Raw genomic sequence first — 26,011 nt, 5'->3', positions numbered from 1 at the left:
CCATGGCCATGCGTACCGCGCTAACTCATCGAGAGAAACCGGTTCGGATTCTCCCCCGCTGCTTTTGCTCCAACAGCCCCGGTAAGCCGGGCGTTTCATTCAGGCAAGGCCAGCGTTTTTAGGACACCGTCACAGCTTGAACTTCGACACCAGGCTGCGCAGCTCGTCACCACGCTGAGCCAGCGTCTGGATGGTCTTCAGCGCATCCTGCAGCGAGGCGTCGGTCTGCTGCGCCATGGCGTTGACGCGCTCGGCGCTGCGCGCCATCTCGTTGGTGGCCACCCCCTGTTCCGAGGTGGACGAGGTGATCTCGCTCATGCGCACCGAGATGTCCTCGGCGTGCCCCTTGATGCGCTCGACCTTGCCGGCTGCCTCGCGCGACAGCGCCACGCCGGTGGCAACGCGGGCGTTGGTGGTGTCGGCGTGGGCGATGGCCTGGCCGGTCTGCTCCATGACGCGGTCGATCATCTGGGCGATCTGCACCGTGGCCACCGCGGTACGCTCGGCCAGCTTGCGCACTTCGTCGGCCACCACGGCGAAGCCGCGGCCCTGCTCGCCGGCACGCGCAGCCTCGATCGCCGCGTTGAGCGCCAGCAGGTTGGTCTGGTCGGCGATGTCGCGGATCACCGCCACGATGCCCTTGATCTCTTCCGACTGGCCGGACAGGCCGTTCATCACCTGCTGCAGCGACTCCACCGAGTGCACGATGGATTCCACCTCGCGCGCCACTTCGGCCATGCTCTGATGCGATTCGATCGAGTTCTGACGCGATTCGGACACCAGCGTCTCGGTTTCGCCGACGTGGTCGGCAATGTGATTGATGCTGACGGTGATCTCTTCGATGGTGGCGGCAGTGGCCGACAGTTCACCCGACTGCACGCGCGAATCGTCGGCAATCTGCTCGGCCACGCGGTTGAGCTGGGCAGCATCGTCGGCCAGCGCCTGCGATTCGTGGCGTACGGTGAGGAACATCTCGCGCAGCTTGGCCATGAACTGGTTGAACGCTTCGGCAATCTGGCCCACTTCATCCTGTGACTTCACCGGCAGGCGCAGCGTCAGGTCGCCGTGACCGCTGGCGACGTCGCGCATGGCGTCGCGCATCAGCGACAGGCCGGACATCATGCGTGCCACCCCGCCGTACACCACCACCGAGGCGATCACCACGCCCACCACCAGCAGGCCGACCATCAGCAGCAGCAAGTGGTCGAGCTGGCTGGTGGCGGCCGCCAGCGGCACCATCACGCCCAGCAGCCAGCCGGTCTTGCCGACCGGGTAGAGGGTGCTCAGGTAGGTCTTGCCGTCCAGGCTGATCTGCTGGATCTGGCCATCCTTGCTGACGGCCGCCGGATCGTAGCCCGGCATCACGTCGGTGATCTTCTTCAGGCCGGAATCCGGCGCCGGGTGAGCGATGGTGAGGCCGTCCTGGGTCATCAGGAAGGCGTAGCCATCGCCGGGCAGCTTGGCTGAAACGATTTCATCGACCACGCGCTGCAGCGTGACGTCACCGCCGGCCACCGCCACCACGCTGCCGCCGTCGCGGCGCGCCTTGGCGAAGGTGATGATCGGACGCTTGGTGGCAGCATCGATATAGGGCGGCGAAGCGATCGCCTCTTCGGAGGCGGCGGCGGCCTTGTACCACGGGCGGCCGGTCGGGTCGTAGCCCGGTGGCACCGGCACGGCCTTGGTGAACTGGGTCATGGTCTTGTCGGGCTGGCCGAGGTACATGTCGTCGAAGCCGCCGGCGTCATGCGCCTGGTCGAGTACCGGCTTCAGATCCCCCTGGCCAAAGTGCGGCAGCACCGCGGCGACGACCGCCTGGCGCGACTGCACCCATTCGGTGACAAAGCTGGCCTTGCCGCTGGCGGCTTGATGAATCTCGTTGCGGATCGACTCCAACAGGCTGCTGCGCATCTGCCAGTAGGCCGCGCCGGTGAGCAGTGCCGACAGCAGCACGACGACGGCAATGACGAAGACCATCATGCGAGTACGTAAGGATTTCATAGTGTGTGTCTCGTTACGGCTATTATTCTTCACGACAGCAGGGCGGTGTCATCCCGCCTCGCACGCTGCCGCGTTCCCCTGATTGCTGTTTTTTGCCCGCTTTGCTTCGGTTTGGCGCAGTCGAGCGGACACAGTATACAAAAACTACTTACAAAATCACGCGACAGTTAATACAAATTTCATATAAACGCCGCTGGCGCCGATTGCCAGTGCTTTTTCGCGACAGCGCCCGGCCATCTCCCCCTGCCGTCCCCTGCGGGCTGAGCCGGCATCCGCTATCAGTGCCGGCCGGCGCGGCCCGCCATGCGATTTACGTTTTTTTTATATCTCACACCCGCATTACGACACGCCGTTTACGCCCCCTTCCCTAAGCTTCAACTGTTCCTACCCATTCCGTCATGGAGACCGCCATGGACTTTATCTACCTGGCCCTGATCGCGGCATGTAGCGCACTGGTGCTGCTTCTGGTCAGCGCCTGCCGTCGCCTGGAGGCCAAGAAATGAACACCTTGTACGCTCTGGCAGGGCTGATCGCCGTGCTGCTACTGGTCTATCTGCTTTACGTCCTGCTAAACGCGGAGAACCTGGCATGAACGCCTCTCCCTTCTGGCAGCTAGGCCTCTACCTGGCCGTGCTGCTGGCTCTGGCTTGGCCGCTCGGACGCTATCTGGCCCACGTGCTGGACGGCCGCCTGAGCTCCCGCTATGCCTGGCTCGGCCGCTTCGAGCGCGGCGTGTGCCGGTTGATCGGCAGCGATCCGAACGAGGACATGCCATGGTGGCGCTACGCCACGGCCATCCTGCTGTTCAACATCGCCGGGGTGATCGCGGTGTACGCCGTGCAGCGCTTGCAGGGCGGCCTGCCGCTCAACCCGTCGGGTATGACGGCGGTGGAGGCTGGCTCGGCCTTCAATACCGCCGTCTCCTTCGTCACCAACACCAACTGGCAGGGCTACGCCGGTGAGACGACGATGAGCTACCTGACCCAGATGCTGGTGCTGACGGTACAGAACTTCCTGTCGGCCGCCACCGCGCTGGCGGTGGTGATAGCGCTGATCCGCGGCTTCGTGCGGCGTTCGGCCGCCGGCCTCGGCAACGCCTGGCTCGACCTCGGCCGCGCCACCGGCTACGTGCTGCTGCCGTTGTCACTGCTGTTCGCGCTGTTCCTGGTGGGCCAGGGCGTGATCCAGAATTTCAGCGCCTATCGGGACGTCAAGCTGGTGGAGCCGATTACCTACCAGCAGCAGAAAACCGACGCGCGCGGCCAGCCGCTGGTCGACGCCGCCGGCAAACCGGTGATGGAAACCGTCAAGACCGACAAGCAGACCCTCGCCATGGGGCCGGTGGCCTCGCAGGAAGCGATCAAGATGCTGGGCGTCAATGGCGGCGGCTTCTTCAACGCCAATTCGGCGCATCCGTTCGAGAACCCGACGCCGCTGTCCAACTTCGCCCAGATGCTGTCGATTTTCCTGATCCCGGCGGCGCTGTGCTTCATGTTCGGCCGCCTGGTTGGCGACCTGCGCCAGGGCGTGGCGCTGCTGGCGGCCATGACGCTGATCTTCATCGCCATGTTCGCCGTGGTGCAGTGGTCTGAGATGCACGCCAACCCGCTCCTGACCCAGCTCGGCGTGGACGGCTCGGCCGGCAATATGGAAGGCAAGGAAACGCGCTTCGGCATCGTCGCCTCAACCTTGTTCGCCACCATCACCACGGCCGCCAGCTGCGGCGCGGTGAACGCCATGCACGACAGCCTGCTGCCATTGGGCGGCTTGGTGCCGATGTGGCTGATGCAGCTGGGCGAGGTGGTGTTCGGCGGCGTGGGTTCCGGGCTCTACGGCATGCTGGTCTTCGCCATGCTGGCGGTGTTCCTGGCCGGCCTGATGATCGGCCGCACGCCGGAGTACCTGGGCAAGAAGATCGAAGCCTACGAGATGAAGATGGTGTCGATCGCCATCCTGATCACCCCGTTGCTGGTGCTGGGCGGTACCGCCGTGGCCGTACTGAGCAAGGCCGGCCTCGCTGGCGTCTTCAACCCGGCAGCGCACGGCTTCAGCGAGGTGCTGTACGCCTTCAGCTCGGCTGCCAACAACAACGGCTCGGCCTTCGCCGGCCTGTCCGTCAACACGCCGTTCTACAACATCCTGCTGGGGCTGGCGATGTGGCTTGGCCGCTTCGTGCCGATCGTCGCGGTGCTGGCCATCGCCGGCAACCTGGCCAGGAAGCCGCGCCTGGCGGTCTCGGCCGGCACCATGCCCACCCACGGCCCGCTGTTCGTGGTGCTGCTGGTGGGCGCCGTGATCATCGTCGGTGCGCTGACCTACATCCCGGCGCTGGCGCTGGGGCCGGTGGTGGAGCAGCTGCAACTGTTCGGCCATTAAGAAGCCGTCCTCAACGCTACTGCGCGGCCGTGATCTCGAGTTGGGAGGTGCTCTGAGCGTGCGAATCTCCGAGGGAGATTCGCTCAGCCATGATCCTCATGGACTACATGTCCATTCCGGTTCCTGCGCTCCAGCCGCCCCTCGCTGACGGCCGCTCGTCACACGTTGAGAACGACCTCCAGGAGAAACAAAGTGAACGATATGACGAAACCATCCTCCCTCCCCCAACATACGCCCACGCAGCGTCATGCCCGCCGGCTGCCGCTGTTCGACCCGGCACTGGTCAAGCCGGCCATCGTCGACTCGTTCCGCAAGCTGTCACCACGCGCCCAGCTGCGCAACCCGGTGATGTTCGTGGTGTGGATCGGCAGCGTGCTGACCACGCTGCTCGGCGTGCAGGCTCTCACCGGCCAGGGCGAGGCGCCCGCCGGCTTCATCCTCGGCATCGCGGCCTGGCTGTGGTTCACCGTGCTGTTCGCCAACTTCGCCGAAGCGCTGGCCGAAGGCCGCGGCAAAGCGCAGGCGGCGGCGCTGCGCGGCTCGCGCCGGAACGTGGTGGCGAAGAAGCTGGCGGAAGCGCGCCACGATGCCGAGGTCGAGGTCATCGACTCGGCCCGTCTGAAGAAGGGCGACCTCGTGCTGATCGAGGCCGGCGACACCGTGCCAGCCGACGCCGAGGTGCTCGACGGCGTGGCCTCGGTGGACGAATCGGCCATCACCGGCGAATCGGCCCCGGTGATCCGTGAATCCGGCGGCGACTTCTCGGCCATCACCGGCGGCACCCGCGTGTTGTCGGACTGGCTGGTAGCGCGCGTCACCGCCAACCCCGGCGAGGCCTTCCTCGACCGCATGATCGCCATGGTCGAGGGTGCCAAGCGCAAGAAAACACCGAACGAGATCGCGCTGACCATCCTGCTGGTGGCGCTGACGCTGATCTTCCTGATGGCCTGCGCCACGCTGCTGCCGTTCTCGCTGTACAGCGTGAAGGCTGCCGGTGGCGGCAGCCCGGTCAGCATCACCGTATTGGTGGCGCTGTTGGTGTGCCTGATCCCGACCACCATCGGCGGCCTGCTGTCCGCCATCGGCGTGGCGGGCATGAGCCGCATGATGCAGGCCAACGTCATCGCCACCTCGGGTCGTGCGGTGGAGGCCGCCGGCGACGTCGACGTGCTGCTCCTGGACAAAACCGGCACCATCACGCTCGGCAACCGCCAGGCCAGCGCCTTCCTGCCCGCACCGGGCGTGATGGAGCAAGAACTGGCCGACGTGGCGCAACTCGCCTCGTTGTCGGACGAGACGCCGGAAGGGCGCTCGATCGTGGTGCTGGCCAAGGAACGCTTCGGCCTGCGCGGTCGCGAGCTGCACGACGCACACTTCATCCCGTTCACCGCGCAGACCCGCATGTCCGGCGTGAACATTCCGACTCCGGCCGGCGCCGTGCGCGAAATCCGCAAAGGCGCGGCCGAGGCGGTGAAGGCGCATGTGGAGGCACTCGGCGGGCAGTGGGCCGCGGCAGTGAACGACGCCGTGGAACAGGTTTCTCGCCGCGGCGGCACGCCGCTGGTGGTGGCCGAAGGCCGGCGCGTGATGGGGGTGGTGGAGCTCAAGGACATCGTCAAGGGCGGCATCAAGGAGCGTTTCGCTGAGCTGCGCGCTATGGGCATCAAGACCGTGATGATCACCGGCGACAACCGCCTGACCGCCGCCGCCATCGCCGCCGAGGCCGGGGTGGACGATTTCCTCGCCGAGGCACGGCCGGAGGACAAGCTCAAGCTGATCCGCGACACCCAGGCCGAGGGCAAGCTGGTGGCGATGACCGGGGACGGCACCAACGACGCCCCGGCGCTGGCCCAGGCCGACGTGGCGGTGGCGATGAACTCGGGCACCCAGGCCGCCAAGGAGGCCGGCAACATGGTCGACCTCGATTCCAACCCAACCAAGCTGATCGAGATCGTCGAGACCGGCAAGCAGATGCTGATGACGCGCGGCGCGCTGACCACCTTCAGCGTAGCCAACGACGTGGCCAAGTACTTCGCCATCATCCCGGCCGCCTTCGCCGCCACCTATCCGCAGCTCAAGGTACTGGACGTGATGCGGCTCAACAGCCCGGATTCGGCCATTCTGTCGGCCGTAATCTTCAACGCGTTGATCATCATCGTGCTGATCCCGCTGGCGCTGAAGGGGGTGAAGTACCGTGCGTTGGGCGCCGGCGCGCTGCTGCGACGCAACCTGCTGCTCTACGGCCTGGGCGGTCTGATCGTGCCCTTCGTCGGCATCAAGCTGATCGACGTGGTGCTGGGTGTGCTTGGCCTGGCATAAGCGAGCCGGCCCAGGAGGGTGACGTGCACTTCGCTTCGGCCCTGCCCAAGACGGAGACCGCGCCCTCCTCCCTCTAAACCAATCTGGAGAAATCACCACCATGAAAACCCTGATCCGCCCGGCCCTCACGCTATTCCTGCTGTTGAGCGTGCTGACCGGGCTTGTCTACCCGGCCGCCGTCACCGGCCTGGCCCGGCTGTTCTTTCCCGAACAGGCCGCCGGCAGCCTGATCCACCGCGGCGGCGAGCTGGTCGGCAGTGAGCTGATCGGCCAGTCGTTCAGCGGCCCGCGCTACTTCTGGAGCCGGCCGTCGGCCACGGCCCCGATGCCTTACAACGCAGGCGCCTCGGGCGGTTCCAACTTGGGCCCGACCAACCCGGCGCTGCTCGACGCGGTGAAGGCGCGCGTTGCCACCGTGCGCGCCGCCCATCCGGCGCAGACCGGCCCGGTACCGGTGGAACTGGCCACCGCCTCGGCCAGCGGGCTCGATCCGGACATCTCGCCGGCGGCGGCCTACTATCAGGTGGAGCGCGTGGCCCAGGCCCGCGGCCTGCCCGTCGCCGCGCTGCGCACGCTGGTCGCCCAGCACACCGAAGGCCCACAATGGGGGATGTTCGGCCAAGCCCGCGTCAACGTACTGAAACTCAACCTGGCCCTGGACCAGCAGCGTCCATGATGAAACCGACCGCATGAACGACGACCGTCCCGATCCCGACCGCCTGCTCGACGAGTTGCACCGCGAGGAAGAGGCCGCCCGGCGCGGCCGGCTGAAGATCTTCTTCGGCGCCTGCGCCGGCGTCGGCAAAACCTACGCCATGCTGAGCGCGGCGCGGCAAAGGTTGGCCGAAGGCGAGGCCGTGCTGGCCGGCATCGTCGAAACCCACGGCCGCGCCGAAACCGCGCGCCTGCTCGATGGCCTGCCGCGGCTGCCCTCACGCGCCATCGACTACCGCGGCCGCACCCTGGCCGAGTTCGACCTCGACGCGGCACTCGCCATCCACCCGCCGCTGTTGCTGGTGGACGAGCTGGCGCATTCCAACGTGCCCGGCAGCCACCACGCCAAACGCTGGCAGGATGTCGAGGAGTTACTGGCGGCCGGCATCGACGTCTACAGCACGCTCAACGTGCAGCACCTGGAGAGCCTCAACGATGTGGTCGGCAGCATCACCGGCATCCGCGTGCGCGAAACCGTGCCCGACCGGGTATTCGACGCGGCCGACGAGGTGACGCTGGTCGACCTGCCGCCGGACGAACTCTTGGTGCGGCTGCACGAAGGCAAGGTCTACATGCCGGACGCCGCCGCCAATGCGAGGCAGAATTTTTTCCGCAAGGGCAACCTGATCGCGCTACGGGAAATGGCGCTGCGTCGCACCGCCGACCGCGTCGACGCCCAGATGCGTGCCTACCGCGCCGACCAGGACATCCAACGGGTGTGGCAAGTGAAGGAGCGGCTCCTGGCCTGCGTCGGCGCCGACGACCAGGCCGAGAAGGTAGTGCGCGCCACGGCCCGCCTGGCCACCGCGCTCAAGGCCGACTGGATCGCCCTGCACGTGGAGACCCCGGCCTTGCAGCGCCGGCCGGACGCGGCGCGGCAGGCCACCTTGGCAATACTGAGGTTGGCCGAAGAACTGGGCGCGGAAACCGTCTCGCTGGCCGGCTCCGACCTGGCCGCGACGGTCACGGCCTACGCCCAGAGCCGCAACACCGGCAAGCTGGTGCTCGGCCAGCCGCGCCCCAGCCTCTGGCAACGGCTGACCGGCAGCACGCTGCTGGAACGGCTGGGGCAACACGCCCGCGACCTCGACATCCATCTAGTCAGCGCCGAGCCCGCCCCGGCCACCGTAGCGCCAGCCACGCCCGCCCCGCGCGGCCCCATCGACTGGCGCGCTTACGGCTGGGCCGCCTTCCTGTCGGCGCTGGCCACCCTCCCTGCCGCGCTGTTGCTGAAAGTGTTCGACCCCGCCAACGTGGTGATGGTCTACCTGCTCGCCGTGGTACTGATCTCGATCCGCTTCGGCCGTGGCCCGGGCGCGCTGGCCGCCTGCCTGGCGGTGCTGGGCTTCGACTTCTTCTTTGTGCCACCACGCTTCTCGTTCACGGTGGCGGACACCCAGTATCTGTTCACCTTCACCTTGATGCTGGCGGTGGCGCTGATCATCGGCCAACTGGCGGCGCGGCTGCGCTTCGAGGCGGTGGCGGCGCAACGGCGCGAGCGGGGCACCGCCCAGCTCGCCCGCCTCGCCCGAGAGCTCTCCGCCGCGCTGACGACGGCGCAGATCGTCGAGATCGCCGAGCTCGGTTTCCGCGACATGTTCCGCGTCGACAGCGTGATCCTGCTGCCCGACCAGCATGAACGGGTACGCCCGGCCGGCGCGCCGGCCGAAGCGGTGCTGGCGGTGGATGCCGCGGTGGCGCAGTGGGTGTACGACCACCAGGCCCCGGCCGGGCGCGGCACTGCCACGCTGCCGGCCAGCCCGGCACGCTACCTGCCGCTCAAGGCACCGATGCGCACGCGCGGCGTGCTGGCCTTCCTCGGCGTCGCCAACGAGCCCTCCCCGGAAGAACGCCGTCTGATGGACACCTGCGTGGCGCAGATCGCGCTGGCGCTGGAACGGGTGCACTACGTCGAAGTGGCGCAGGACGCACTCTTGGCGATGGAATCCGACCGCCTGCGCAATACCTTGCTGACCGCGCTGTCGCACGACCTGCGCACGCCGCTGACCTCGCTGATCGGCGTCGCCGACACCCTGCAGCGCGACGACTTGGCAGACCATGCGCGGCACGAGCTGCTGCAATCGCTGCAGGACGAGGCGCGGCGCATGGGCAGCCTGGTCGGCAACCTGCTCGACATGGCGCGGCTGCAGGCCGAGGGCGTGACGCTGAAGAAGGATTGGCAATCGATCGAGGAAGTGGCCGGCAGCGCCTTGCGCCACATGAGCATTCCGCTGGCGCGCCACGCCATCGTCACCGACCTGCCCGCCGATCTGCCGCTCTGCGAGTTCGACGCGCTGCTGATCGAGCGCGTGCTGGTCAACCTGCTCGACAACGCCGCCAAGTACACGCCCCCCGGCAGCGAGGTGCGGCTCGCCGCGCACAGCGAACCGGGTTGGCTGGCAGTCAGCGTGAGCGACGACGGCCCCGGCCTGCCGCCCGGCGACCCGGCCCGGCTGTTCGACAAGTTCACGCGCGGCCAGAGCGAATCGGCCATCCCCGGCGTCGGGCTGGGCCTCGCGTTATGCCGTACCATACTCGACGCCCACGGCGGGCAAATCCGCGCCGAAAACCGCCCGGAAGGCGGAGCCCGCTTCACCTTCCGCCTGCCGCTGGGCGAGCCCCCACCCCCACCCGACGTACTGGAATGACACATGAACGACCGCCGCCTGCTGATCATCGAGGACGACCCGCAAATCCGCCGCTTCCTGCGCGCCGCGCTGGAGGCGGAAGGTTTTGCGGTGTTCGAAGCCGACAGCGGCGGACGCGGCTTGATCGAAGCCGCCACTCGCCAGCCCGAGCTGGTGATCGTCGACCTCGGCCTCCCGGACATGGACGGGCGCGAGGTGATCCGCGAGTTGCGCGGCTGGTCGGCGGTGCCCGTCGTAGTGCTGTCGGCACGCTATCAGGAAGAGGAAAAGGTGGCCTCGCTCGACCAGGGGGCGGACGACTATCTGGTCAAGCCCTTCGGCGTGCCGGAGCTGCTGGCCAGGCTGCGCGCCCAGCTGCGGCGCGGTGCCACCGCCGCCGCGGGGCAGACCCTGGTCAGCTTTGGCCAGGTCTGCGTCGACCTGCCGCAGCGCCGCGTTAGCCGCGCCGGCACCGAGGTGCACCTGACCCCGGTCGAATACCGCCTGCTCTCGGCGCTGATCAAGGGCCAGGGCCGCGTGCTGACACACCGCCAGCTGCTGCTCGACACCTGGGGGCCGGACTACGTCGAGCGCCCGCACTACCTGCGCATCTACATGGGCCACCTGCGCCAGAAGCTGGAAGACGACCCGTCGCAGCCCAAGCACCTGCTCACCGAGCTGGGCGTGGGCTACCGGCTGCAGACCTGAAACGGCGATAGCCGATCCGTTAACGAAAAAGCCCGATCGTGAAGATCGGGCTCTGACAGATGACTGAGCGGCATTGTGGATACGTAGGTTGCTGCTTGCCGCAGTGAGGTCCCATGAGATGCTCATGAATGATTGGGCTTCGCTCAACCCAACCCGCACACTGAGCCCCGGCTGCCCGGCCCGGCAGACCCGACAGAAAAGCCCAACCAAATCGATTGGGTCTTTTTACTCAGCATAGCCGATTGGGTCAATCCACGCGGAGAGAATTACGCCCCTACTCGGCCAGCGCGTTTGCCTGAGCGATCGGGCGGCGCGCGCCGCTGACACCACGCCGGGATGAACTCGCATGCCATTTATATTTTTATACCCCACCTGAACATACGATACGCCGTTTACACCCTCCTCTCTGACCTCCGACTATCTCTTCCCTTTCCGTCATGGACCTGATCTACCAGGCCTTGACGCCGGCCGCAGCCGACTGTGGGCCGAGAAATGGACACCTTCTGTATATCCCTCTGGGCTCTCTGCCCAACTGAATCCCAAAACATGACCTGCAGAAAACACTCCTCTTTGTCCCTCTTTGGCCTGCTCAGTCACGCCTTTCTTGCCCTGCCCACAAAAATTCTTTTGTCATAACATTAAATCTACATTAAGCCGAAGGTGGCGTCAGAAATCACTCACATCTTGAACTCAGCATTTCCACTGTCTTATCAAAAAGGGAATTCCATGATCCATTGCGAAGCCGATGCTGTCGCCAACAGAACCGATGTAGTCCATTCCAAACACTCAACCAGGCCACGCGGGACCCTGAGTAGTTCCACACAAAGGAATGGCGTTACCGTCCACGGCGCCGGAGAGACCCTGTGGTGGTTCGATGCTCGTGACTTGGCCGATGAGGCGCTGAAAATAGAGGTCGAACAAAGCAACTGCACACACTTAGTGCTGACGCCTGATCAACTGGAAACGTACAGCACCACCAAACAGCGTGTCGTCTGGGTTGAGCGCCTTGAGCAGCTCGACACGCTGCCGGCCGATGTCTGGGTGTTCACTTCCGAAGAAGAACTTCGTTTGGCTGCCGCGGCCCGCCAATTCAAGGCAGGGCTGATGATCAATGTCGTCGATCTGCAAAAGGACTTCCCGCGTTGCGTCGCGGTGTGCTCCCGGGGCGACGATTTCGTGGTGATCGACATCGAGCATGCCACCTACATTCCCTATGAGCTCTTGCTGGCCAAGATCGAGGACCAGGCAACGCAGGTCCTCCGCAGCGTGCCCATCAAAGGCCTGCGCAACGTCGTCGAGGACGTGGACCAGTCCTTGAATGCGCTGGCGACGATGGAGCAAGGCGTGGGCGTCCTGTTCCACACGCGCGACTGCGCTGCCGTACGCTCCCTGAGCCTCAATTTGCGCGGCCGTCAAAGCAGCCGGATCGCGCTGGTCGAGGCTGAGGTGGTGGAGGTTCAGCACACCGGCCTGGGTCATCGCGTATGTGTCGACACCACGTCGATGATGACCGCCGAGGAAGGGATGATCATCGGCTCCACTGGGTGGGGGGGCATTTTCGTGTGCTCGGAGACCCATTTCCTGCCACACATGAATTTACGCGAGTTCAGGGTCAACGCTGGCGCGGTGCATTCCTACATATGGGGCACGAATGGCGAGGCCATGTACCTGAGCGAGATGGAGGCAGGCTCCGCAGTCCTGTGCGCAAACAAGGACGGTACGGCGCGCGTGGTGTCCATCGGCCGGGCCAAGATCGAGCGGCGCCCCATGCTGAAGGTCATGTGCCGCGTGTCCATTGACCAAATTTCCGAGGAAATACGCGAAGCGGCCCGCGTGGATGCCCGGCTCAAACGCGGCGTGACGCCCGATGGCGAGGACATCGCCAGCACGGACGAGCGCTACGTCTACATCAACACGTTTCTTCAGAACGACTGGCATGTTCGTGTGATGGGCGCTGATGGCAAGGTCCGGCATTGCACGTTGCTCCAGCCGGGCGACAAGCTGCTCGCGCATGTCGATGCTCCTGGGCGTCATACCGGCTTGCGTGTAACCGAACACATCCTGGAAAAGTGAGACTCAAGTATGTCGAGTGGAAAGAAAGTCCGACTGTCCCGGCTGCGCCAAATGGCCTCCGGCAAGTCACTGATTGTTCCGATGGACCATGGCGCGACGCTTGGTCCGATCGAGGGCCTTGCCGATCTAGCGTCTGCCGTATCGCACTTGTGCGGCGCCAGCGCCCAAGTCCAGGGTGTCGTGCTTCATCGTGGCGCGATGGCGTGGGTGGGAGAAATGCTGCCACCGCACCTGATGCCGCCGCGCATTCTGCACATCTCCAGCAGCACGGCGCTGAGTGCGGACGCGAGCGCCAAATCGCAAGTCGCATGCGTTGAGGATGCCCTGCAGATCGGGGCGGACGCGGTATCGATCCACGTCAATCTCGGCGTGGATAGCGAAAACCAGATGATGCGCGACTTCGGTACCGTGGTTTCCCATTGTCAGCGCTGGAACATGCCCTTGCTGGCCATGGTGTATGTGCGCCGCAAGGGGCAGGTCTCGAACGACGTCTCCGACGTCAAGCTGGGCGCCCGCGTGGCAGCCGAGATGGGAGCCGATCTGGTCAAGGTCAGCTACCCCGGATCCGCTGCCGCCATGCGCGAAGTGGTAGACGGATGCTTTAGCCCGGTGCTGATTGCCGGTGGTGAGAAATCGGACACACCGCAGGCGGCTTTGCAGATGGTGCGCGCCGCGATGACTGGCGGTGCCGCCGGCGTGTGCATCGGCCGTAACTTCTTCCAGGCCCATGACCCGACCGGCTTCCTCCGCGCGATGGCCGAGGCCGTCCACGGAACGCAGCCAGCCGCCCAGTGGGTGCATCGGAGCCGCAGAGAAGCGGCATTGGCCTGAGAACGGGGGTATTCACGATGCAGATCGGAATCTTGGGTTCCACAGGCGTGATCGGACGCCATCTCGCACCGCTATTGCTGGCCCAAGGCCACCACGTGCGGTGCCTGACGCGCGCTGCTCACGAAGTTCCGGCGGGCGCCGAACAATGGGTGGCCGACGTCCTGGAGCCAGCCTCCCTGGAACGGGCGCTGGCCGGCCTCGACGTGGTAATCAATCTGGCCACCAGCATTCCCAACGGGAAAGGTCGCGGCGACTGGGGCGTCAATGACCGCATTCGCATCGATGGCACGCGCAACGTGCTGGAGACGCTATACCAGTCAGGGGGTAGTTGCCGCCTGATCCAGCAGAGCGTGGCCATGCTGCATCAGGAAGGCGGGCGCGTCGCCAACGAGTCCGGCGAGGTGACCGGACAAGGCATTCTGACCTCTGCGGTGGTGATGGAAGCCAACGTGCAGCGGTCCCCTCTGGATTGGGTGCTGCTGCGCGGAGCCGCCGTCTATGGTCCAGACACGGCGCGGGACAGTGCGTTCTTCGCGCGCATCGCCTCGGGTCGGTTACGCCCCCCCGAGGATTCCACGCGCTGGATCAGCTTGGTCCACATCGACGACCTGGCCGCCGCATTTGCCCACGCGGTGACGTTGCCGACGCGAAGCACCTACATTGTGTCCGACGACCGCCCCGTCACTTACGACGACCTGTTCTCCGGCTTCGCGCTCAGTCCTCCGGTCAATGATGCGCCAGTGCTCAATGCCTTGCCGTCGTTCAGGGTTTCCAACCAGCGCCTACGTGTAACGGGGTGGGCCCCGAAGCATCCGGATGTCTTTGAAACCATGCGGGCTTCGGCGCAAAGCACGCTTCAGGCCGACGAGGTGAGAAATTGAGTGCAACTTTCGCAGAAGGCGGGCAGCGGTCATGGATGATCGTCGGCTGGCTCACCATCTTCCTGGTCGGAACCGATCTGTTCGTGGTGTCTCCATTCTTGCCACAGATTGGGCACGACCTCGGGCGCGAGCCCTCGCAGCTCACGCTGATGGTCAGCCTGTTTAGCATCACTTACGCCATCGCGTGTCCGCTGCAGGGGCACGTCGCCGAGCGCATCGGCGTGCCACGGGTGCTACTGTTCGGCGTTTTCACGATTGCGCTGGCCAATTTCCTCACCGCGCTGGCCACCAGCGTACCGGCCTTGCTGGCCAGCCGCGTGCTCGCGGGCCTGGCCGCCGCCTCGATCTCGCCGATGCTGTACGCCCTGGCCGCCGAACGCTCGGCGTTGAACCAGCGTGCCACCAACCTCGCGCGGATCAACTCGGGCTTGGTTATTGCGTTGATCCTGGGAGCGCCGCTAGGCCTCGTGTTGGGGAACTATTCCGGCTGGCGGCTGGTGTTCGGCTTGCTGGCCCTGGCCTTCCTGATGATGCTCCCAGTCAATCGCTTCTCTTGGCGAGCATCAAGCAATACCCGTCCGCAGTCGTCATCGAGTGCAAGAGCTCAGGAGCCTCTTCGTGGAGCCGTCCTTTACCTGGTATGCATGGTGCTCTGGGGCGCAAGCATCTATGCCGGCTACACGATGCTCGCAGCGGCCCTCGACGCTGAATACCAACTGTCTGTTGGTGGCATAGCCACCGTCCTGACCTGCTTCGGGCTGGGGGCAACGATTGGCAGCCTACAGGGTGGACGCATGGCCGACCACATCGGACCGGTTCGGATGGTGCGATTGTGCTTCGCCATGATGGTCTGCACCAATGTCTGCCTGTACTTCGTCTATCAAACGCACGCTGTGTGGGCACTGTCCATCAACATGTTCGTGCTCTCGCTGGTGGCCTACGGATTTTTTCCCGCGTTACAGGCGACCGCCACCCAACGTTTCACGGCGCGGCGTCCAACCGTTATGGGCCTGCTTAGCAGCAGCCTCTACATAGGCATCACGACCGGCGCCACAGCCAGCGGCTTCGTCTACGCCGCCGTGGGGATGCTCGGCGTGATCGCCCTGGCGACGACCCTGGCCCTGACCGGCGCTGGCGCGGCCGCCTTCCTTCATGCGCGTCCATGACGCGCAATCCCCATTCCTCTTGACCCCTCCTGAGCCCAAATAAATGTCCAAGCCTCTACCGTGCCAACCCCACTCCCTGGAAGCAAGACAGCGACTGCATGCGGATCCAGAACTCGGATGTGGGAACTTTCTCTTTAAAGTGCTGGAACAGCCCGTCGATCGGGGCGGCGCGCTGTTCTTCCTTGAGCAGCCGTGGCGGTCACCGGCCGGTATCGTCTATGCGTCACTGACGTTAGTGCAGCTGTGCGAAGCGGTTGCCGATTTGACGGCCTGGTACTGGCGCCAGGGAGTGCGCGCGGGCCACGTGGTCTGCGTCTACACCGAAGAAGGGTTGTCGCAGTTCCTGCATGCGCTGGCGCTGATCAGCTTGCGCGCAATCCCCGCGCCCGTGAGCTGGCGCATGAGGCCCGAAATCGCATTGACCTATCACCGCAAGTACCAGTTCGACTTCTTCACCTTTGACGGGCACGGCCAGGCCCATGCTCTTCAGCAACTTGGCGCCACGGATGTCCGCTTCCTTGACGCCGACACATCGGGCGCGGATGTCCCGCCCGATGGCGGCGCGGCCTTTCCACCCTGGCCGGCGCACTTTGACGCGCAAGACGAAACGATCATGATCTGCCACAGCTCCGGCACCACGGGCATCCCCAAGGCCGTGTTGTTCGGCCACCAGCAGTTCTTCTTCGGCAAGCGAGACAGATTGCTGCATTTCCCACAATGCAACGAGGAACGCATGGTCAGCGCCCTACCTCACTCGCATTCCGCGGGTTTCAGCTACCTGATGACCGCGGTCCTGCTGGGAATGCCGACCCTGGTGCTTTCGCAACTGGCCAGTCCGGCCGTGGCGGCACGCATCGCCGAGTTCGCTCCGACCGTGCTCGCGGCCTTCCCTCAGACCTATGCGGCCCTGGCAGACGCCGCGCTCAAGCCCGGCGCGCTGCCCTCACTGCGCCGCTGCTACAACACTGGCGATACCGCGCATGAGGCCCACGTCCGCGCATTGCTCACCGCGGCCCCGAAGGCCACATTCCACGATGGCTTCGGCGCATCGGAGTTGGGCATGGCCCTGTTCACCAAAGTATCCTCGCTCGAATCCGGCATTGCTGGCGACCGATGTGTCGGCCACCCGGTGCCATTCGCCACTGCGCGCATCCTCGACGACGAAGGAAAAGCACTGCCGCCAGGACAAATCGGCTACGTCGCCTTGCGGTCTGGAGCGATCACTCCCGGCTACTACCGTGACCCATCCCTGACGAAGCGTTGCCGTACCCCGGATGGGGATTGGCTCACCGGAGACGTTGGCTACCTGGACGAGGCTGGCGCCTTCTACCACCTCGACCGAGCCGTCGACGTCATAGCGACCTCGCGCGGTACCGCGTACTCGCTCGTGCTGGAAGAAGCCGTGCTGAAAAGCGCCACCGTGCCAGACGTGACCGTGACGGGCATCCCTCTTTCGCCGAAAACCACGCAGATGGTCACGGCATTCGTCAGCGTTCCGCCGGAGCAGGCCGAGCGTTGCTGCCACACGGTACTGGATCAGCTCGACGATCTGCTGCGCCAACGTCTGGGCGGACCTGTGCCGGCGTGCGTGGTGAACTGCCTTCCCGATCAGCCATTGGCCACCGGCACGACAGGCAAGGCCCTCAAGCGAACCATCCGGGAGGAGTTCTGGGCGCATCACCAGGCGTATGAGGAGGGGCAGAAAACAAGTTTCGACCTGGCGGTCTTTCGCAACCTTTAATCCGCCCTCGCGACACAACACGCGCTGGCCGTCACTTTGCAGGCTCCAGGCCTGCAAAGTGACGGCCACGCCCCAGTGAACCTGAGGGGATCAGCTCCGCTGTGGCGAGGCAGGCCGCCAGCGTCTCAACGTCTTGCTCGGCTGATTGCGCATCGACAATGTTGGCGAACCCGAGCAGAAGGCCACGTTTGTGATTGTCCTCAGTCGCACGGGGCGACAGGCTGGCAACGGACAAGCCGGCAGCGCATGCCCGCTGCGCGATCGCAACGTCGTCGCAATCATCCGCCAAGTAGACCAGCAAGCACAGGCCGCGGCTGAATGGGCTGATGTGAACGTGCCCAGCCAGGCGCGACTGCAGCGCCTCGACCAGCATTTCACGACGCCGGACATAGAGCGTCCGCATCTTCTTCAGATGACGCCCAAAATGCCCGTCGGCGATAAAGGTTGCAAGGGCCTTCTGTTCGTGCAGCGGGCAACCGTCCAGCAACTGCCCAGCGGTCTCCGAGACGGTCTCGACAAGACCCTCCGGAACGACCGCGTAGGCGAGGCGCAACTCGGGATGCAGCGTCTTGCTGAAGGTTCCCAGATAGCAGGTCCGCCCGAGACGGTCCAGGCTACTGAGCGTCGGCAGCAGGCGGCCGTCGGAACAGTACTCGCTGTCGTAGTCGTCCTCGATCAACCAGGCCGAGTGGCTCTCCGCCCATGACAGCAGAGCCATGCGCCGGGACATGGACAGCACCGTTCCCAGCGGACTCTGGTTGGCGGGGCTGAGCAGCGCCATCCGCGCATCAGGCGCCAGTCGCACCCCTTCGGACACGTCCATGCCTTCGGCATCCACCGGAACCGGCACCTGGCGGATACCCAGCTTCCCGAACAACTGCCGGGCGGGCGGATAGGAGGGATCCTCGATCCAGACGGCATCCCCGGCCTTGAGCAACGTGCTGGCCAAAAGCAACATCGACTGGCGGTAACCCGAGGTGATGAATACTCGGGACGGTGTGCAACTGATCCCGCGCGAAACACTCAGGTAGGCAGCGATCGCTTCGCGCAGAGGCAGATACCCCTGAACATCGCTCAATATCTGGCTAATTTCATGTCGCGACTTGAGTTGCCGCTGGCAGAGCGTGTGCCAGATCGACAACGGAAAGGCATCGAGCGCCGGCACGCCGATCTGGAACGGGCGCACGGTCAAACGCGCTGCCGCACTCTTGGGCTCGACCTGCGCAGGGCGCGGGGTGAGCTGGTGGAAGCCGAGGTCCGCGATCGTGGTTCCGGCCTGGCCGTTGCTGACAAAGAATCCCTCGCCGTTGAGCAGATCGTAAGCGTTCTCGATCGTATTGCGCGAAAGCTTGAGCTCAGAGGCCAGCGTACGAATGGACGGAACACGCATACCGGGCGGATAGGTGCCGCTGAGAATGGCCTCCTTGAATCTCCGATATACCTGCCGGTAGAGCAACTCTTCACTGCTCCTGTTCAACTCGAAATTATGCTGTGGCGTCTGGTTTTTCAATTTCAAAACTCTGGTTGAGTGAGTTCTAAGCTGCGCGGAGTCTGATGGCCAATCCACAAGAGCAGGCTGGCTTCAATTCAGAATTTGAAGGTGCGCCGCCTACGCCTGCGGCCGCGCCCACTCCGCCACCGCGCGGATGTCCTGCGGCGTGGTACGGCAGCAGCCGCCGATCAGACGCGCCCCGGCCTGGTGCCAGCCGCGCGCCGCCTCGGCGAAGCGGTTGGCGTCGGCGTGGCCGTGCCAGCACTTGTGCTCGGGGTCGTAATGCTCGCCGGAGTTCGGGTAGACCAGCAGCGGCTTGGTGGTGGCGCCATGCGCCGCGGCCACCAGCGCCGGGATGAATTCGGGCGCGGTGCAGTTCACCCCCACCGCCACCACCTGCTCCACGTTATTGAGTTCGGCCACCGCGTCGGCCAGCTGCTCGCCCTGGCAAGTGTGTTCGCCGTCCTTGCAGCTGAAGCTGATCCAGGCGCGGGCGGACGGGAATTCTTCGGCCAAGAGGCGTGCCAGCGCGCGCGCCTCGACCTGGCAGGGGATGGTCTCGCACGCCAGCAGATCGGCGCCGGCCTCGAGCAACACCTTGAGGCGCGGGCGGTGGAAGTCCATCAGCTGCTGTTCGCTAAGGCCGTAGTCGCCGCGGTATTCCGAGCCGTCCGCCAGCATCGCGCCGTACGGGCCGACCGAGGCGGCCACCAGCGGTTTCGGCCGACCCGCTCGGTGAGCAGAGACACTCCAGAAGGCGTCGCGCGCCTCCACCGCCAGCGTGATGGCGCGGCGCATCAGGCCGGCCGCCGCCTCGGCGTCGTAACCGCGCCGGGCGAAGCCTTCGAACGTCGCCTGGTAGCTGGCGGTGGTGGCGACGTCGGCGCCGGCGGCGAAGTAATCCTCATGCACCTGGCGGATCAGTTCGGGCTGTTCGATCAGCACGCGCGCCGACCACAGCGGGTCGTTGAGGTCGCAGCCGCGTTGCTGCAGCTCGGTGGCCAGGGCGCCGTCCAGGATCAGCACCGGATAGTCGGCCAGGATGGCGGCCACGGGGTCGGTGATTGGGGAGGTCATGATTATCGTGGTCTGCGTTGGAAGATGAGGAATTATGCGTTCAATGGCGGGGGCACTCAATCCATCGCCAAACGCCCCTCCATGGTGCAGCGCAACGACCCACGCACTATGGCATGCACCATGAATGCCCGTTTTTCATAATCGAAGAGTTCGCAATACGCCAAATGGACTACGCATTTAGGATGGCACGGGAACCGATCTTGCTTGTTGCCAAGGAAATAACAAGCCAAGGGGTAAAACCATGTCGTCATTACAGAGCAGGCAGATGAACTTGAATGCAACCGAACGCCGCTGGCTGCCGCTGTTCGGCAAGACCGGCAAGCTCGCGATGCGCTGGTCGTGCTTTCTCAGCCGCGACCGCTACGCAACGATGGAAAACGTGTTCGACAGCTTCGCCCGCACCCGGGTCAGAACGCTGACGCAATGGACCGAGCAGCACTGGCAAGCGCTGGCTGGCCTGAGCGAACAGCTGGCGAGCCAGCCCGCCGCCGACTGGCCTGCGCTGCTCGGCGGCTATTACCAAAGCCTGGCCGAAGTCACCGAGTTGTTCGTGGTGTCGCCGGCCAACCGCGTCTTGGCATCTACTGCCCCAAGCCGCTGCGGCCAGCAGGGCGTGACGACGGCGGCGCTCGACAAGGGTCTGCAGCAACGCTGGCTGCACGGCCCCTACCTGGATGCCGAGACGCGCGCGCTGGGGGCGCGCAGCTCGCGCTTTCACGACGCGGTGACGATGATGTTCTACCTGCCGCTGCGGCGTGGCGGCGACACCCTCGGCTGCCTCTGTGCACGCGTGCCCAACGACGTGCTGGGCGACCTGATCCAGCGCGAGGCCGGCCACATCTTCCACGAGTCGGGCGACAACTACCTGTTCATGGTCAGCTCCGCCTTCGACCCCGGCATCGCCCCGGGCACCGCGCTGTCGCGCTCGCGTTTCGAAGACCGCACATTCAGCGGCGGCGACAACCTCAAGGACGGGGTGAAGACCGACTACGGCACGGTCAGCGTGCGCGAGCACACCGAGTTTGAATTGACCTTCAACGACCCCGCCACCGGACAGCTCCACCCGGGCGTACGCGAAACCATCCGCCAGGGGCAGAACCTGTTCGTCACCTACCCCGGTTACTCCGATTACCGCCACATCCCGGTGGTCGGCAAGGGCATCACCTTCCAGCTGCCCGGCTCCCCCGACACCTGGGGCATGATGTGCGAGGCCGACCTGGAGGAGGTGTACCGCTACCGCCCGATCAGCTACCAGCTGATGCGCGGCTTCCTGCTGATCCAGCTGGCGCTGGGCGCGGCCACGCTGGGGACGTCGACACTCGACGGACTGCCGCTGTGGCTGCGCCTTGCCGGCTACGGCGCGCTGCTGCTGGCCGGCGCCACGGCCTTCCGCCAGCTTTGCACCCGGCCGCTGGCGCTACGCCTGCGCGGCGTCTCCGGCATGATCCGCAACGTTGCCGAAGGTGGCGGCAACCTGACGTTGCGCATCGACCGCCAGCAGTTGTCGGCCGACGAAACCGGGGTGATGGCGCAGTGGGTCAACAGCCTGATCGACCATCTCGACACCACACTGGCGCGGCTGGTGCGCGTCAGCCGCCACCTGGAGGAGCACAACCGCCGCATGGCCGAACACAATACCGGCGCCGCGGTGGCGGCGGGCCAGGTGTTCAGTACCGTCGACAAGACACGGGAAGGCCTGAGCCGGCAGATGACGGCGCTGGACGACGCCAACCACCACGCCGGCAGCATGCAGACCGCGATGACGCAGCAGGCCGAGGCGGCGCGGCGCCAGCTCGCCGAGGTCAGCAGCCGTACGCTGGCCATCCGCCAGACCGTCGGCGCCTCGGCCGACATCATCAACGATCTGGGCAACAGCACGCGCGACATCGGCCAGGTGGTGAGCCTGATCCACGAGATCGCCGACCAGACCAACCTCTTGGCGCTCAACGCCGCGATCGAGGCGGCGCGCGCCGGCGAAGCCGGGCGCGGCTTTGCCGTGGTGGCCGACGAAGTGCGCAAGCTGGCCGAGCGCACCAGCCGCAATACCGCGGAAATCGACCAGATGATCCAGAAGGTGCAGCGCCAGGCCGCCGCCGCGGTGGACACCATGCAAGGCGGCATGAGCCATCTCGAAGAGGGGTTGAGGTTGGCCGAAGCCTCGGCCGGGGAAAACCGCGAGGTACAGGAGATCGTCGATGGCCTGATCGACACCATCCGCACCCTGACCCATAGCGGCCAGGAGCACGCCAGCGACACCCACGCCATCGGTTCGGTGGCGGGCGGCATGCAACTGGCGCAGCAGGCGCTGACCCAGAGCGTGGAGCAGACGCGCCACACCATCGCCGAGCTGGCCATGCTCACCGGCAAGTTCCAGGTCAGTAGCCAGGGCGCCTGAGAGGCCGCTCGAGGTTGGCCGAAGCCACCGGCTTCGGCCAACCTCGTCAGGGCTTAGAGCCTGTTCAAAGTCTTTTTGCGGCGGCGGACGGGTACTGCCGGATGCAGCGCGAGAAGAGAGCCCCGCCGCAGTGTCATTCACTGCCAGGGACGAACGACAACGCGATGCGCCGGCAGTACCCGGCCCCGAGGGGCGGGGCGGCCAACGGCCATCTGCGGTGTTGGGCAACTTGACCTTGGAATGACGAAGGTCTGCGCCGTCCACCTGGCAGCTGGCCATTGCCGGGCCAGCGCAGCCGGAAAAGGCCTTGAATAGGCTCTTACAAACCGTACTTCTTGACCTTGTCGTACAGCGTGGTCTTCGGCATGTTGAGCGCCACGCTGGTCTGGCTCAGGTTGCCGTCGTGGCGGCGCATCACCTCGGCGATCATCGCTTTCTCGAACGCCTCCACCGCCTCGGCCAGACTCGGCGGCGGGGTGTCGCCAGAGGCGGCGCCCTTGAACACCGGCAGGCCCAGCGCGAAGCGTTCGGCGACGTTGCGCAGCTCGCGCACGTTGCCCGGCCAGTCGTGCGCCATCAGGCGCGACAGCGTCTGGCGATCGGCCTCGGGCGCCTCCCGGCCGTAGCGCAGCGCCGCCTGCTGCAGGAACGATTCGAACAGCAGCGGGATGTCCTCGCGCCGCTCGCGCAACGGCGGCAGCTCCAGCGTCACCACGTTGAGGCGGTAGTAGAGGTCGGAACGGAAACGCCCCTGCTGCCCCAGCTGCTCCAGGTCTTCCTTGGTGGCGGCGATCAGGCGGCAATCGACGTCGACCAACTGGTTCGAGCCCAGCCGCTCCAGCTTGTGTTCCTGCAGCACCCGCAACAGCTTGATCTGCAGGTTGATCGGCATGGTTTCCACTTCGTCGAGGAACAGCGTGCCCTTGTTGGCGTGCTCGATCTTGCCGATGCGGCGCTTGCCGGCACCGGTGAAGGCGTTGGCCTCGTGGCCAAAGATTTCGCTCTCGAACAGGTTTTCCGGCAAACCGCCGCAGTTGAGCGCGACGAAGTTGTGCGCGTTGCGCCGGCTGTACTCGTGCAGGCAGCTCGCCACCAGCTCCTTGCCGGTGCCGGTCTCGCCGTGGATCAGCACGTTGGCCGAAGTATCGGCCACGTTCATGATCAGCTGGCGCAGCTGCTGGATCGCCGGCGAGCGGCCGATCAGGCGCTGCTCCAGCGCGGTGCGGCCGTGCAGCTGACGCTGCAGCGCCGCCACCTCCAGCGTCAGGCGGCGCTGTTCCAGCGCGCGCCGCGCCACGTCCACCAGGCGCTCGGGCGAGAACGGCTTCTCGACGAAATCGTAGGCGCCGTCCTTCATCGCCTGCACCGCCAGCGTCACGTCGCCGTGGCCGGTGATCAGCACCACCGGCAGCGCGCGCTCCTGCTCCTTGAGGCGGCGCATCAGCGCCATGCCGTCCATGCCGGGCAGGTGGATGTCGCTGATGACGATGCCGGCGAAATCCGGTCCGACATGCTTGAGCGCCGCCTCGGCGCTGTCCACGCCGATCACCGGGATGTCCTCCAGCTGCAGCGCCTGCTCGCAGCCCAGGCGCACGGTAGGATCGTCTTCGACGATCAGGACGGATAACAATTCTTCTTCAGTCATGGTTCTGCTTTACTGCCGCCAGCGGCAGCGTCAGGATGAATTCGGCACCACCGCCGTCCGGGTTCTGCGCGATCAGCGAGCCGCCGACCTCGGTGGCCATGCCGGCCGACAGCGCCAGCCCCAGCCCCAGCCCGCGCCCTTCCGGCTTGGTGGTGAAAAACGGTTCGAACAGGCGCGAGCGCACCTCCTCCGGCAAGCCCGGCCCGCTGTCGCGCACCGACAGCCGGCAGTTCTCGCCAACCAGGCGCAACGAGAGCTGCAGCTCGCGTCGCGGGCAGGCCTGCATGGCGTCGAGCGCGTTGCCGATCAGGTTGACCAGGATTTGCTCGAGCCGGGTCTGGTCGATCAGCACGCGGCAGTCGTCCAGCTCGCGCACCACCTTCACCGGCGGGCTGGCCAGGCGCGGCTGCAGCAGGAACAGCGCGGCGTCCGCCGCCTGCAGCACGCTGGCCTCGCCGATCGGCTCGGTCGACTTGCGCGCGAACGAGCGCAGCGAGGTGGTGATCTTGCCCATGCGCTCCACCAGCTCGTTGATGGTCTGCAGGTTGGCCGAAGCCGTCTCCAGCTTGCCGCGCGCCAGGAATTTCATGGTGTTGCCCGACAGTGTGCGCAGCGCCGCCAGGGGCTGGTTGAGTTCGTGCGCGATGCTGGTCGACATCTGCCCGATCACCGCCAGCTTACCCGCCTGCACCAGGCCGTCCTGTGCCTTGCGCAAGGTGTTCTCGGCGAGCTGGCGCTCGCGGATCTCGGCCTTGAGGCGGTCGTTGCTGGCGATCAGGTCGGCGGTGCGCTCGGCGATCTTGCGCTCGAGCTGGCTGTTGGCGCGCTCCAGCGCCTCGCGTGCGGCGAACCGCGCCGCCAGCACCTTGCGCCGCTCGTTCCACGCCACCAGCAGGATCACCAGGATGACGAAGCCCGCCACCGCCAGCGCGGCGTTGCTCAGCGCCGTCTTGCGCACCGTCTTGAGCGGGGTGAGCAGGGTCAGTTTCCACGACGTATCTTTCAGGCTGCGCGTCTGCGCCAGGAAGTCGGTCGGGCGGTTCACCCCCTTGACGCCCCCCGGCATTTGCAGCGCCCAGCGCTCCAGCCCCACGTCGAGGGCTTGCCGCTGCGCCACCTGCAGCAAGGGCAAGGGCGCCCAGTAGTAGCGCAGGCTGCGCGCCAGTTCTTCGCGCCGTGCCGGCGACAACGGATTCAGCGTGTGCAGCTTCCACTCCGGCTCCGAGGCCAGGATGATAACGCCGTTCTCATCGCTGACGAAGGCGTCGGTGTCGGCCCACTGCCAGCTCGGTTCGAGCTGGTCGAGCCGCACCTTGACCACCGCCACGCCGATGATCTTGCCGTCCTTCTTCAGCCCTTGCGCCAGGTAGTAGCCCGGCTCGGCGCGCGTGGTGCCGACGCCGTAGGAACGCCCCTGCCCGCCCTTGAGCGCTTCCTGAAAATAGTCGCGAAACGACAGGTCCTCGCCGACGTAGCTGTCGGCGCGGCGCCAGTTGCTCGACGCCAGCACCCGTCCTTCGGTGTTGATGACGTAGATGGTGCTGGTCGAGGTCTGCTGGTTCAGCTCTTCCAGATAGCGGTTGGCCAGATTCTGCGGCCCGGGAAACGGATCGGGCGAGGTCAGCACATTGAGAATGCGCTCCTCCAGCCCGAGGATGTTCGGCACGAAGCTGTATTTGTCGATCTCGCTCTCGAGCCCGCGCGCATGCAGTTCGAGCTGACGCGTGCCGCTGTCGGTCAGCGCCTCGATGCCACTGTTCTCGCTCACCCGGTAGGTGGTGTAGCCGATGGCCAGCATCAGCCCGAAAACCACGGCCAGCAGGTAGGGCAGAAAACGTTTGGGAATGCGCAGCATCACGATGGGGTCGATTCGGAGGATTCGGCGAAGACGATCTTGTATCGTTCTATCACAGAGCCGTCGGCGAGGACAGCCCTGCAAGGAAAACGGCCTCGCGCAGGAGGCCG

At 65.6% G+C, this 26,011-nt stretch carries 17 protein-coding genes and 1 other RNA gene; 13 read left to right on the top strand and 5 right to left on the bottom strand.

Annotated features, from left to right (window positions below; all coding sequences use genetic code 11):
• Positions 1 to 129: 129 nt before the first annotated feature.
• The gene (locus tag B9N72_RS08505; RefSeq protein WP_200810909.1) at positions 130 to 2,001 is read right to left on the bottom strand and encodes a methyl-accepting chemotaxis protein; all 1,872 of its coding nucleotides are present in this window, start codon (positions 1,999 to 2,001) and stop codon (positions 130 to 132) included.
• Positions 2,002 to 2,500: 499 nt separating this feature from the next.
• Between B9N72_RS08505 and B9N72_RS08500 the strand changes: the two genes are divergently transcribed.
• The 12 genes from B9N72_RS08500 (at position 2,501) to B9N72_RS08445 (ending at position 17,437) form a co-directional block, all read left to right on the top strand.
• Positions 2,501 to 2,593 carry a potassium-transporting ATPase subunit F gene (locus B9N72_RS08500; protein WP_085275986.1) on the top strand — a complete coding sequence of 31 codons (93 nt, stop codon included), beginning with the start codon at positions 2,501 to 2,503 and terminating at the stop codon, positions 2,591 to 2,593.
• Positions 2,590 to 4,377 carry a potassium-transporting ATPase subunit KdpA gene (gene kdpA, locus B9N72_RS08495; RefSeq protein ID WP_085275985.1) on the top strand — a complete coding sequence of 596 codons (1,788 nt, stop codon included), beginning with the start codon at positions 2,590 to 2,592 and terminating at the stop codon, positions 4,375 to 4,377. The genes B9N72_RS08500 and kdpA overlap by 4 nt, the downstream gene beginning before the upstream one ends.
• Positions 4,378 to 4,475: 98 nt before the next feature.
• Positions 4,476 to 4,551: non-coding RNA, sX9 sRNA (locus B9N72_RS08490), on the top strand.
• Positions 4,552 to 4,578: 27 nt separating this feature from the next.
• Positions 4,579 to 6,696 carry a potassium-transporting ATPase subunit KdpB gene (kdpB, locus tag B9N72_RS08485; RefSeq protein ID WP_085276037.1) on the top strand — a complete coding sequence of 706 codons (2,118 nt, stop codon included), beginning with the start codon at positions 4,579 to 4,581 and terminating at the stop codon, positions 6,694 to 6,696.
• Between the two features lie 100 nt (positions 6,697 to 6,796).
• Positions 6,797 to 7,372 (top strand): potassium-transporting ATPase subunit KdpC, encoded by a 576-nt coding sequence (kdpC, locus tag B9N72_RS08480; RefSeq protein WP_085275984.1) that lies wholly within the window; start codon positions 6,797 to 6,799, stop codon positions 7,370 to 7,372.
• A 13-nt stretch (positions 7,373 to 7,385) separates the two neighbouring features.
• Positions 7,386 to 10,058 (top strand): sensor histidine kinase, encoded by a 2,673-nt coding sequence (locus tag B9N72_RS08475; protein WP_085275983.1) that lies wholly within the window; start codon positions 7,386 to 7,388, stop codon positions 10,056 to 10,058.
• A 3-nt stretch (positions 10,059 to 10,061) separates the two neighbouring features.
• Entirely contained in the window at positions 10,062 to 10,745 is a 684-nt protein-coding gene (kdpE, locus tag B9N72_RS08470; protein ID WP_085275982.1) for a two-component system response regulator KdpE, read from the top strand.
• Positions 10,746 to 11,471: 726 nt separating this feature from the next.
• The gene (locus B9N72_RS08465) at positions 11,472 to 12,818 is read left to right on the top strand and encodes a 3-dehydroquinate synthase II domain-containing protein (protein WP_085275981.1); all 1,347 of its coding nucleotides are present in this window, start codon (positions 11,472 to 11,474) and stop codon (positions 12,816 to 12,818) included.
• 9 nt (positions 12,819 to 12,827) lie between these two features.
• The gene (locus B9N72_RS08460) at positions 12,828 to 13,649 is read left to right on the top strand and encodes a 2-amino-3,7-dideoxy-D-threo-hept-6-ulosonate synthase (protein ID WP_085275980.1); all 822 of its coding nucleotides are present in this window, start codon (positions 12,828 to 12,830) and stop codon (positions 13,647 to 13,649) included.
• 17 nt (positions 13,650 to 13,666) lie between these two features.
• The gene (locus B9N72_RS08455) at positions 13,667 to 14,530 is read left to right on the top strand and encodes an NAD-dependent epimerase/dehydratase family protein (protein WP_085275979.1); all 864 of its coding nucleotides are present in this window, start codon (positions 13,667 to 13,669) and stop codon (positions 14,528 to 14,530) included.
• A gap of 35 nt (positions 14,531 to 14,565) precedes the next feature.
• Positions 14,566 to 15,696 carry an MFS transporter gene (locus B9N72_RS08450; RefSeq protein WP_085275978.1) on the top strand — a complete coding sequence of 377 codons (1,131 nt, stop codon included), beginning with the start codon at positions 14,566 to 14,568 and terminating at the stop codon, positions 15,694 to 15,696.
• Between the two features lie 43 nt (positions 15,697 to 15,739).
• Positions 15,740 to 17,437 (top strand): class I adenylate-forming enzyme family protein, encoded by a 1,698-nt coding sequence (locus tag B9N72_RS08445; protein WP_085275977.1) that lies wholly within the window; start codon positions 15,740 to 15,742, stop codon positions 17,435 to 17,437.
• A gap of 31 nt (positions 17,438 to 17,468) precedes the next feature.
• Here B9N72_RS08445 and pdxR read toward each other — a convergent pair whose 3' ends face one another.
• Positions 17,469 to 18,947, bottom strand: a complete 1,479-nt coding sequence (pdxR, locus tag B9N72_RS08440; protein WP_159453031.1) for a MocR-like pyridoxine biosynthesis transcription factor PdxR — start codon at positions 18,945 to 18,947, stop codon at positions 17,469 to 17,471.
• Positions 18,948 to 19,046: 99 nt separating this feature from the next.
• On the bottom strand, positions 19,047 to 20,006 hold the full coding sequence (gene mmuM, locus B9N72_RS08435) for a homocysteine S-methyltransferase (protein ID WP_085275975.1): 960 nt from the start codon (positions 20,004 to 20,006) through the stop codon (positions 19,047 to 19,049).
• 265 nt (positions 20,007 to 20,271) lie between these two features.
• On the opposite strand from mmuM, the gene B9N72_RS08430 reads away from it, so the two are divergent.
• Positions 20,272 to 22,401: a methyl-accepting chemotaxis protein gene (locus B9N72_RS08430; RefSeq protein WP_234985926.1), complete on the top strand. Its 2,130-nt coding sequence runs from the start codon at positions 20,272 to 20,274 to the stop codon at positions 22,399 to 22,401.
• Between the two features lie 319 nt (positions 22,402 to 22,720).
• Here the strand turns inward: B9N72_RS08430 and aauR are convergent, their stop codons facing one another.
• Positions 22,721 to 24,046, bottom strand: coding sequence for a two-component response regulator AauR (gene aauR / locus B9N72_RS08425; RefSeq protein ID WP_085275973.1), 1,326 nt, complete (start codon positions 24,044 to 24,046; stop codon positions 22,721 to 22,723).
• Positions 24,039 to 25,901 (bottom strand): sensor histidine kinase, encoded by a 1,863-nt coding sequence (locus B9N72_RS08420; RefSeq protein ID WP_085275972.1) that lies wholly within the window; start codon positions 25,899 to 25,901, stop codon positions 24,039 to 24,041. Before B9N72_RS08420 ends, aauR begins: the two co-directional genes overlap by 8 nt.
• Positions 25,902 to 26,011: the final 110 nt, after the last annotated feature.

The sequence above is a fragment of the Pseudogulbenkiania subflava DSM 22618 genome (genome assembly GCF_900177275.1).
GTDB classification, from domain to species: domain Bacteria; phylum Pseudomonadota; class Gammaproteobacteria; order Burkholderiales; family Chromobacteriaceae; genus Pseudogulbenkiania; species Pseudogulbenkiania subflava.
This window is presented reverse-complemented; position numbering and strand designations above follow the sequence as displayed.

What these genes read in the sequence shown, in the direction of transcription:
- B9N72_RS08505 (WP_200810909.1), bottom strand. Translation starts at nt 2,001, where the DNA reads ATGAAATCCTTACGTACTCGCATGATGGTCTTCGTCATTGCCGTCGTC.
- B9N72_RS08500 (WP_085275986.1), top strand. Translation starts at nt 2,501, where the DNA reads ATGAACACCTTGTACGCTCTGGCAGGGCTGATCGCCGTGCTGCTACTG.
- kdpA (WP_085275985.1), top strand. Translation starts at nt 2,590, where the DNA reads ATGAACGCCTCTCCCTTCTGGCAGCTAGGCCTCTACCTGGCCGTGCTG.
- kdpB (WP_085276037.1), top strand. Translation starts at nt 4,579, where the DNA reads ATGACGAAACCATCCTCCCTCCCCCAACATACGCCCACGCAGCGTCAT.
- kdpC (WP_085275984.1), top strand. Translation starts at nt 6,797, where the DNA reads ATGAAAACCCTGATCCGCCCGGCCCTCACGCTATTCCTGCTGTTGAGC.
- B9N72_RS08475 (WP_085275983.1), top strand. Translation starts at nt 7,386, where the DNA reads ATGAACGACGACCGTCCCGATCCCGACCGCCTGCTCGACGAGTTGCAC.
- kdpE (WP_085275982.1), top strand. Translation starts at nt 10,062, where the DNA reads ATGAACGACCGCCGCCTGCTGATCATCGAGGACGACCCGCAAATCCGC.
- B9N72_RS08465 (WP_085275981.1), top strand. Translation starts at nt 11,472, where the DNA reads ATGATCCATTGCGAAGCCGATGCTGTCGCCAACAGAACCGATGTAGTC.
- B9N72_RS08460 (WP_085275980.1), top strand. Translation starts at nt 12,828, where the DNA reads ATGTCGAGTGGAAAGAAAGTCCGACTGTCCCGGCTGCGCCAAATGGCC.
- B9N72_RS08455 (WP_085275979.1), top strand. Translation starts at nt 13,667, where the DNA reads ATGCAGATCGGAATCTTGGGTTCCACAGGCGTGATCGGACGCCATCTC.
- B9N72_RS08450 (WP_085275978.1), top strand. Translation starts at nt 14,566, where the DNA reads ATGATCGTCGGCTGGCTCACCATCTTCCTGGTCGGAACCGATCTGTTC.
- B9N72_RS08445 (WP_085275977.1), top strand. Translation starts at nt 15,740, where the DNA reads ATGTCCAAGCCTCTACCGTGCCAACCCCACTCCCTGGAAGCAAGACAG.
- mmuM (WP_085275975.1), bottom strand. Translation starts at nt 20,006, where the DNA reads ATGACCTCCCCAATCACCGACCCCGTGGCCGCCATCCTGGCCGACTAT.
- B9N72_RS08430 (WP_234985926.1), top strand. Translation starts at nt 20,272, where the DNA reads ATGAACTTGAATGCAACCGAACGCCGCTGGCTGCCGCTGTTCGGCAAG.
- aauR (WP_085275973.1), bottom strand. Translation starts at nt 24,046, where the DNA reads ATGACTGAAGAAGAATTGTTATCCGTCCTGATCGTCGAAGACGATCCT.
- B9N72_RS08420 (WP_085275972.1), bottom strand. Translation starts at nt 25,901, where the DNA reads ATGCTGCGCATTCCCAAACGTTTTCTGCCCTACCTGCTGGCCGTGGTT.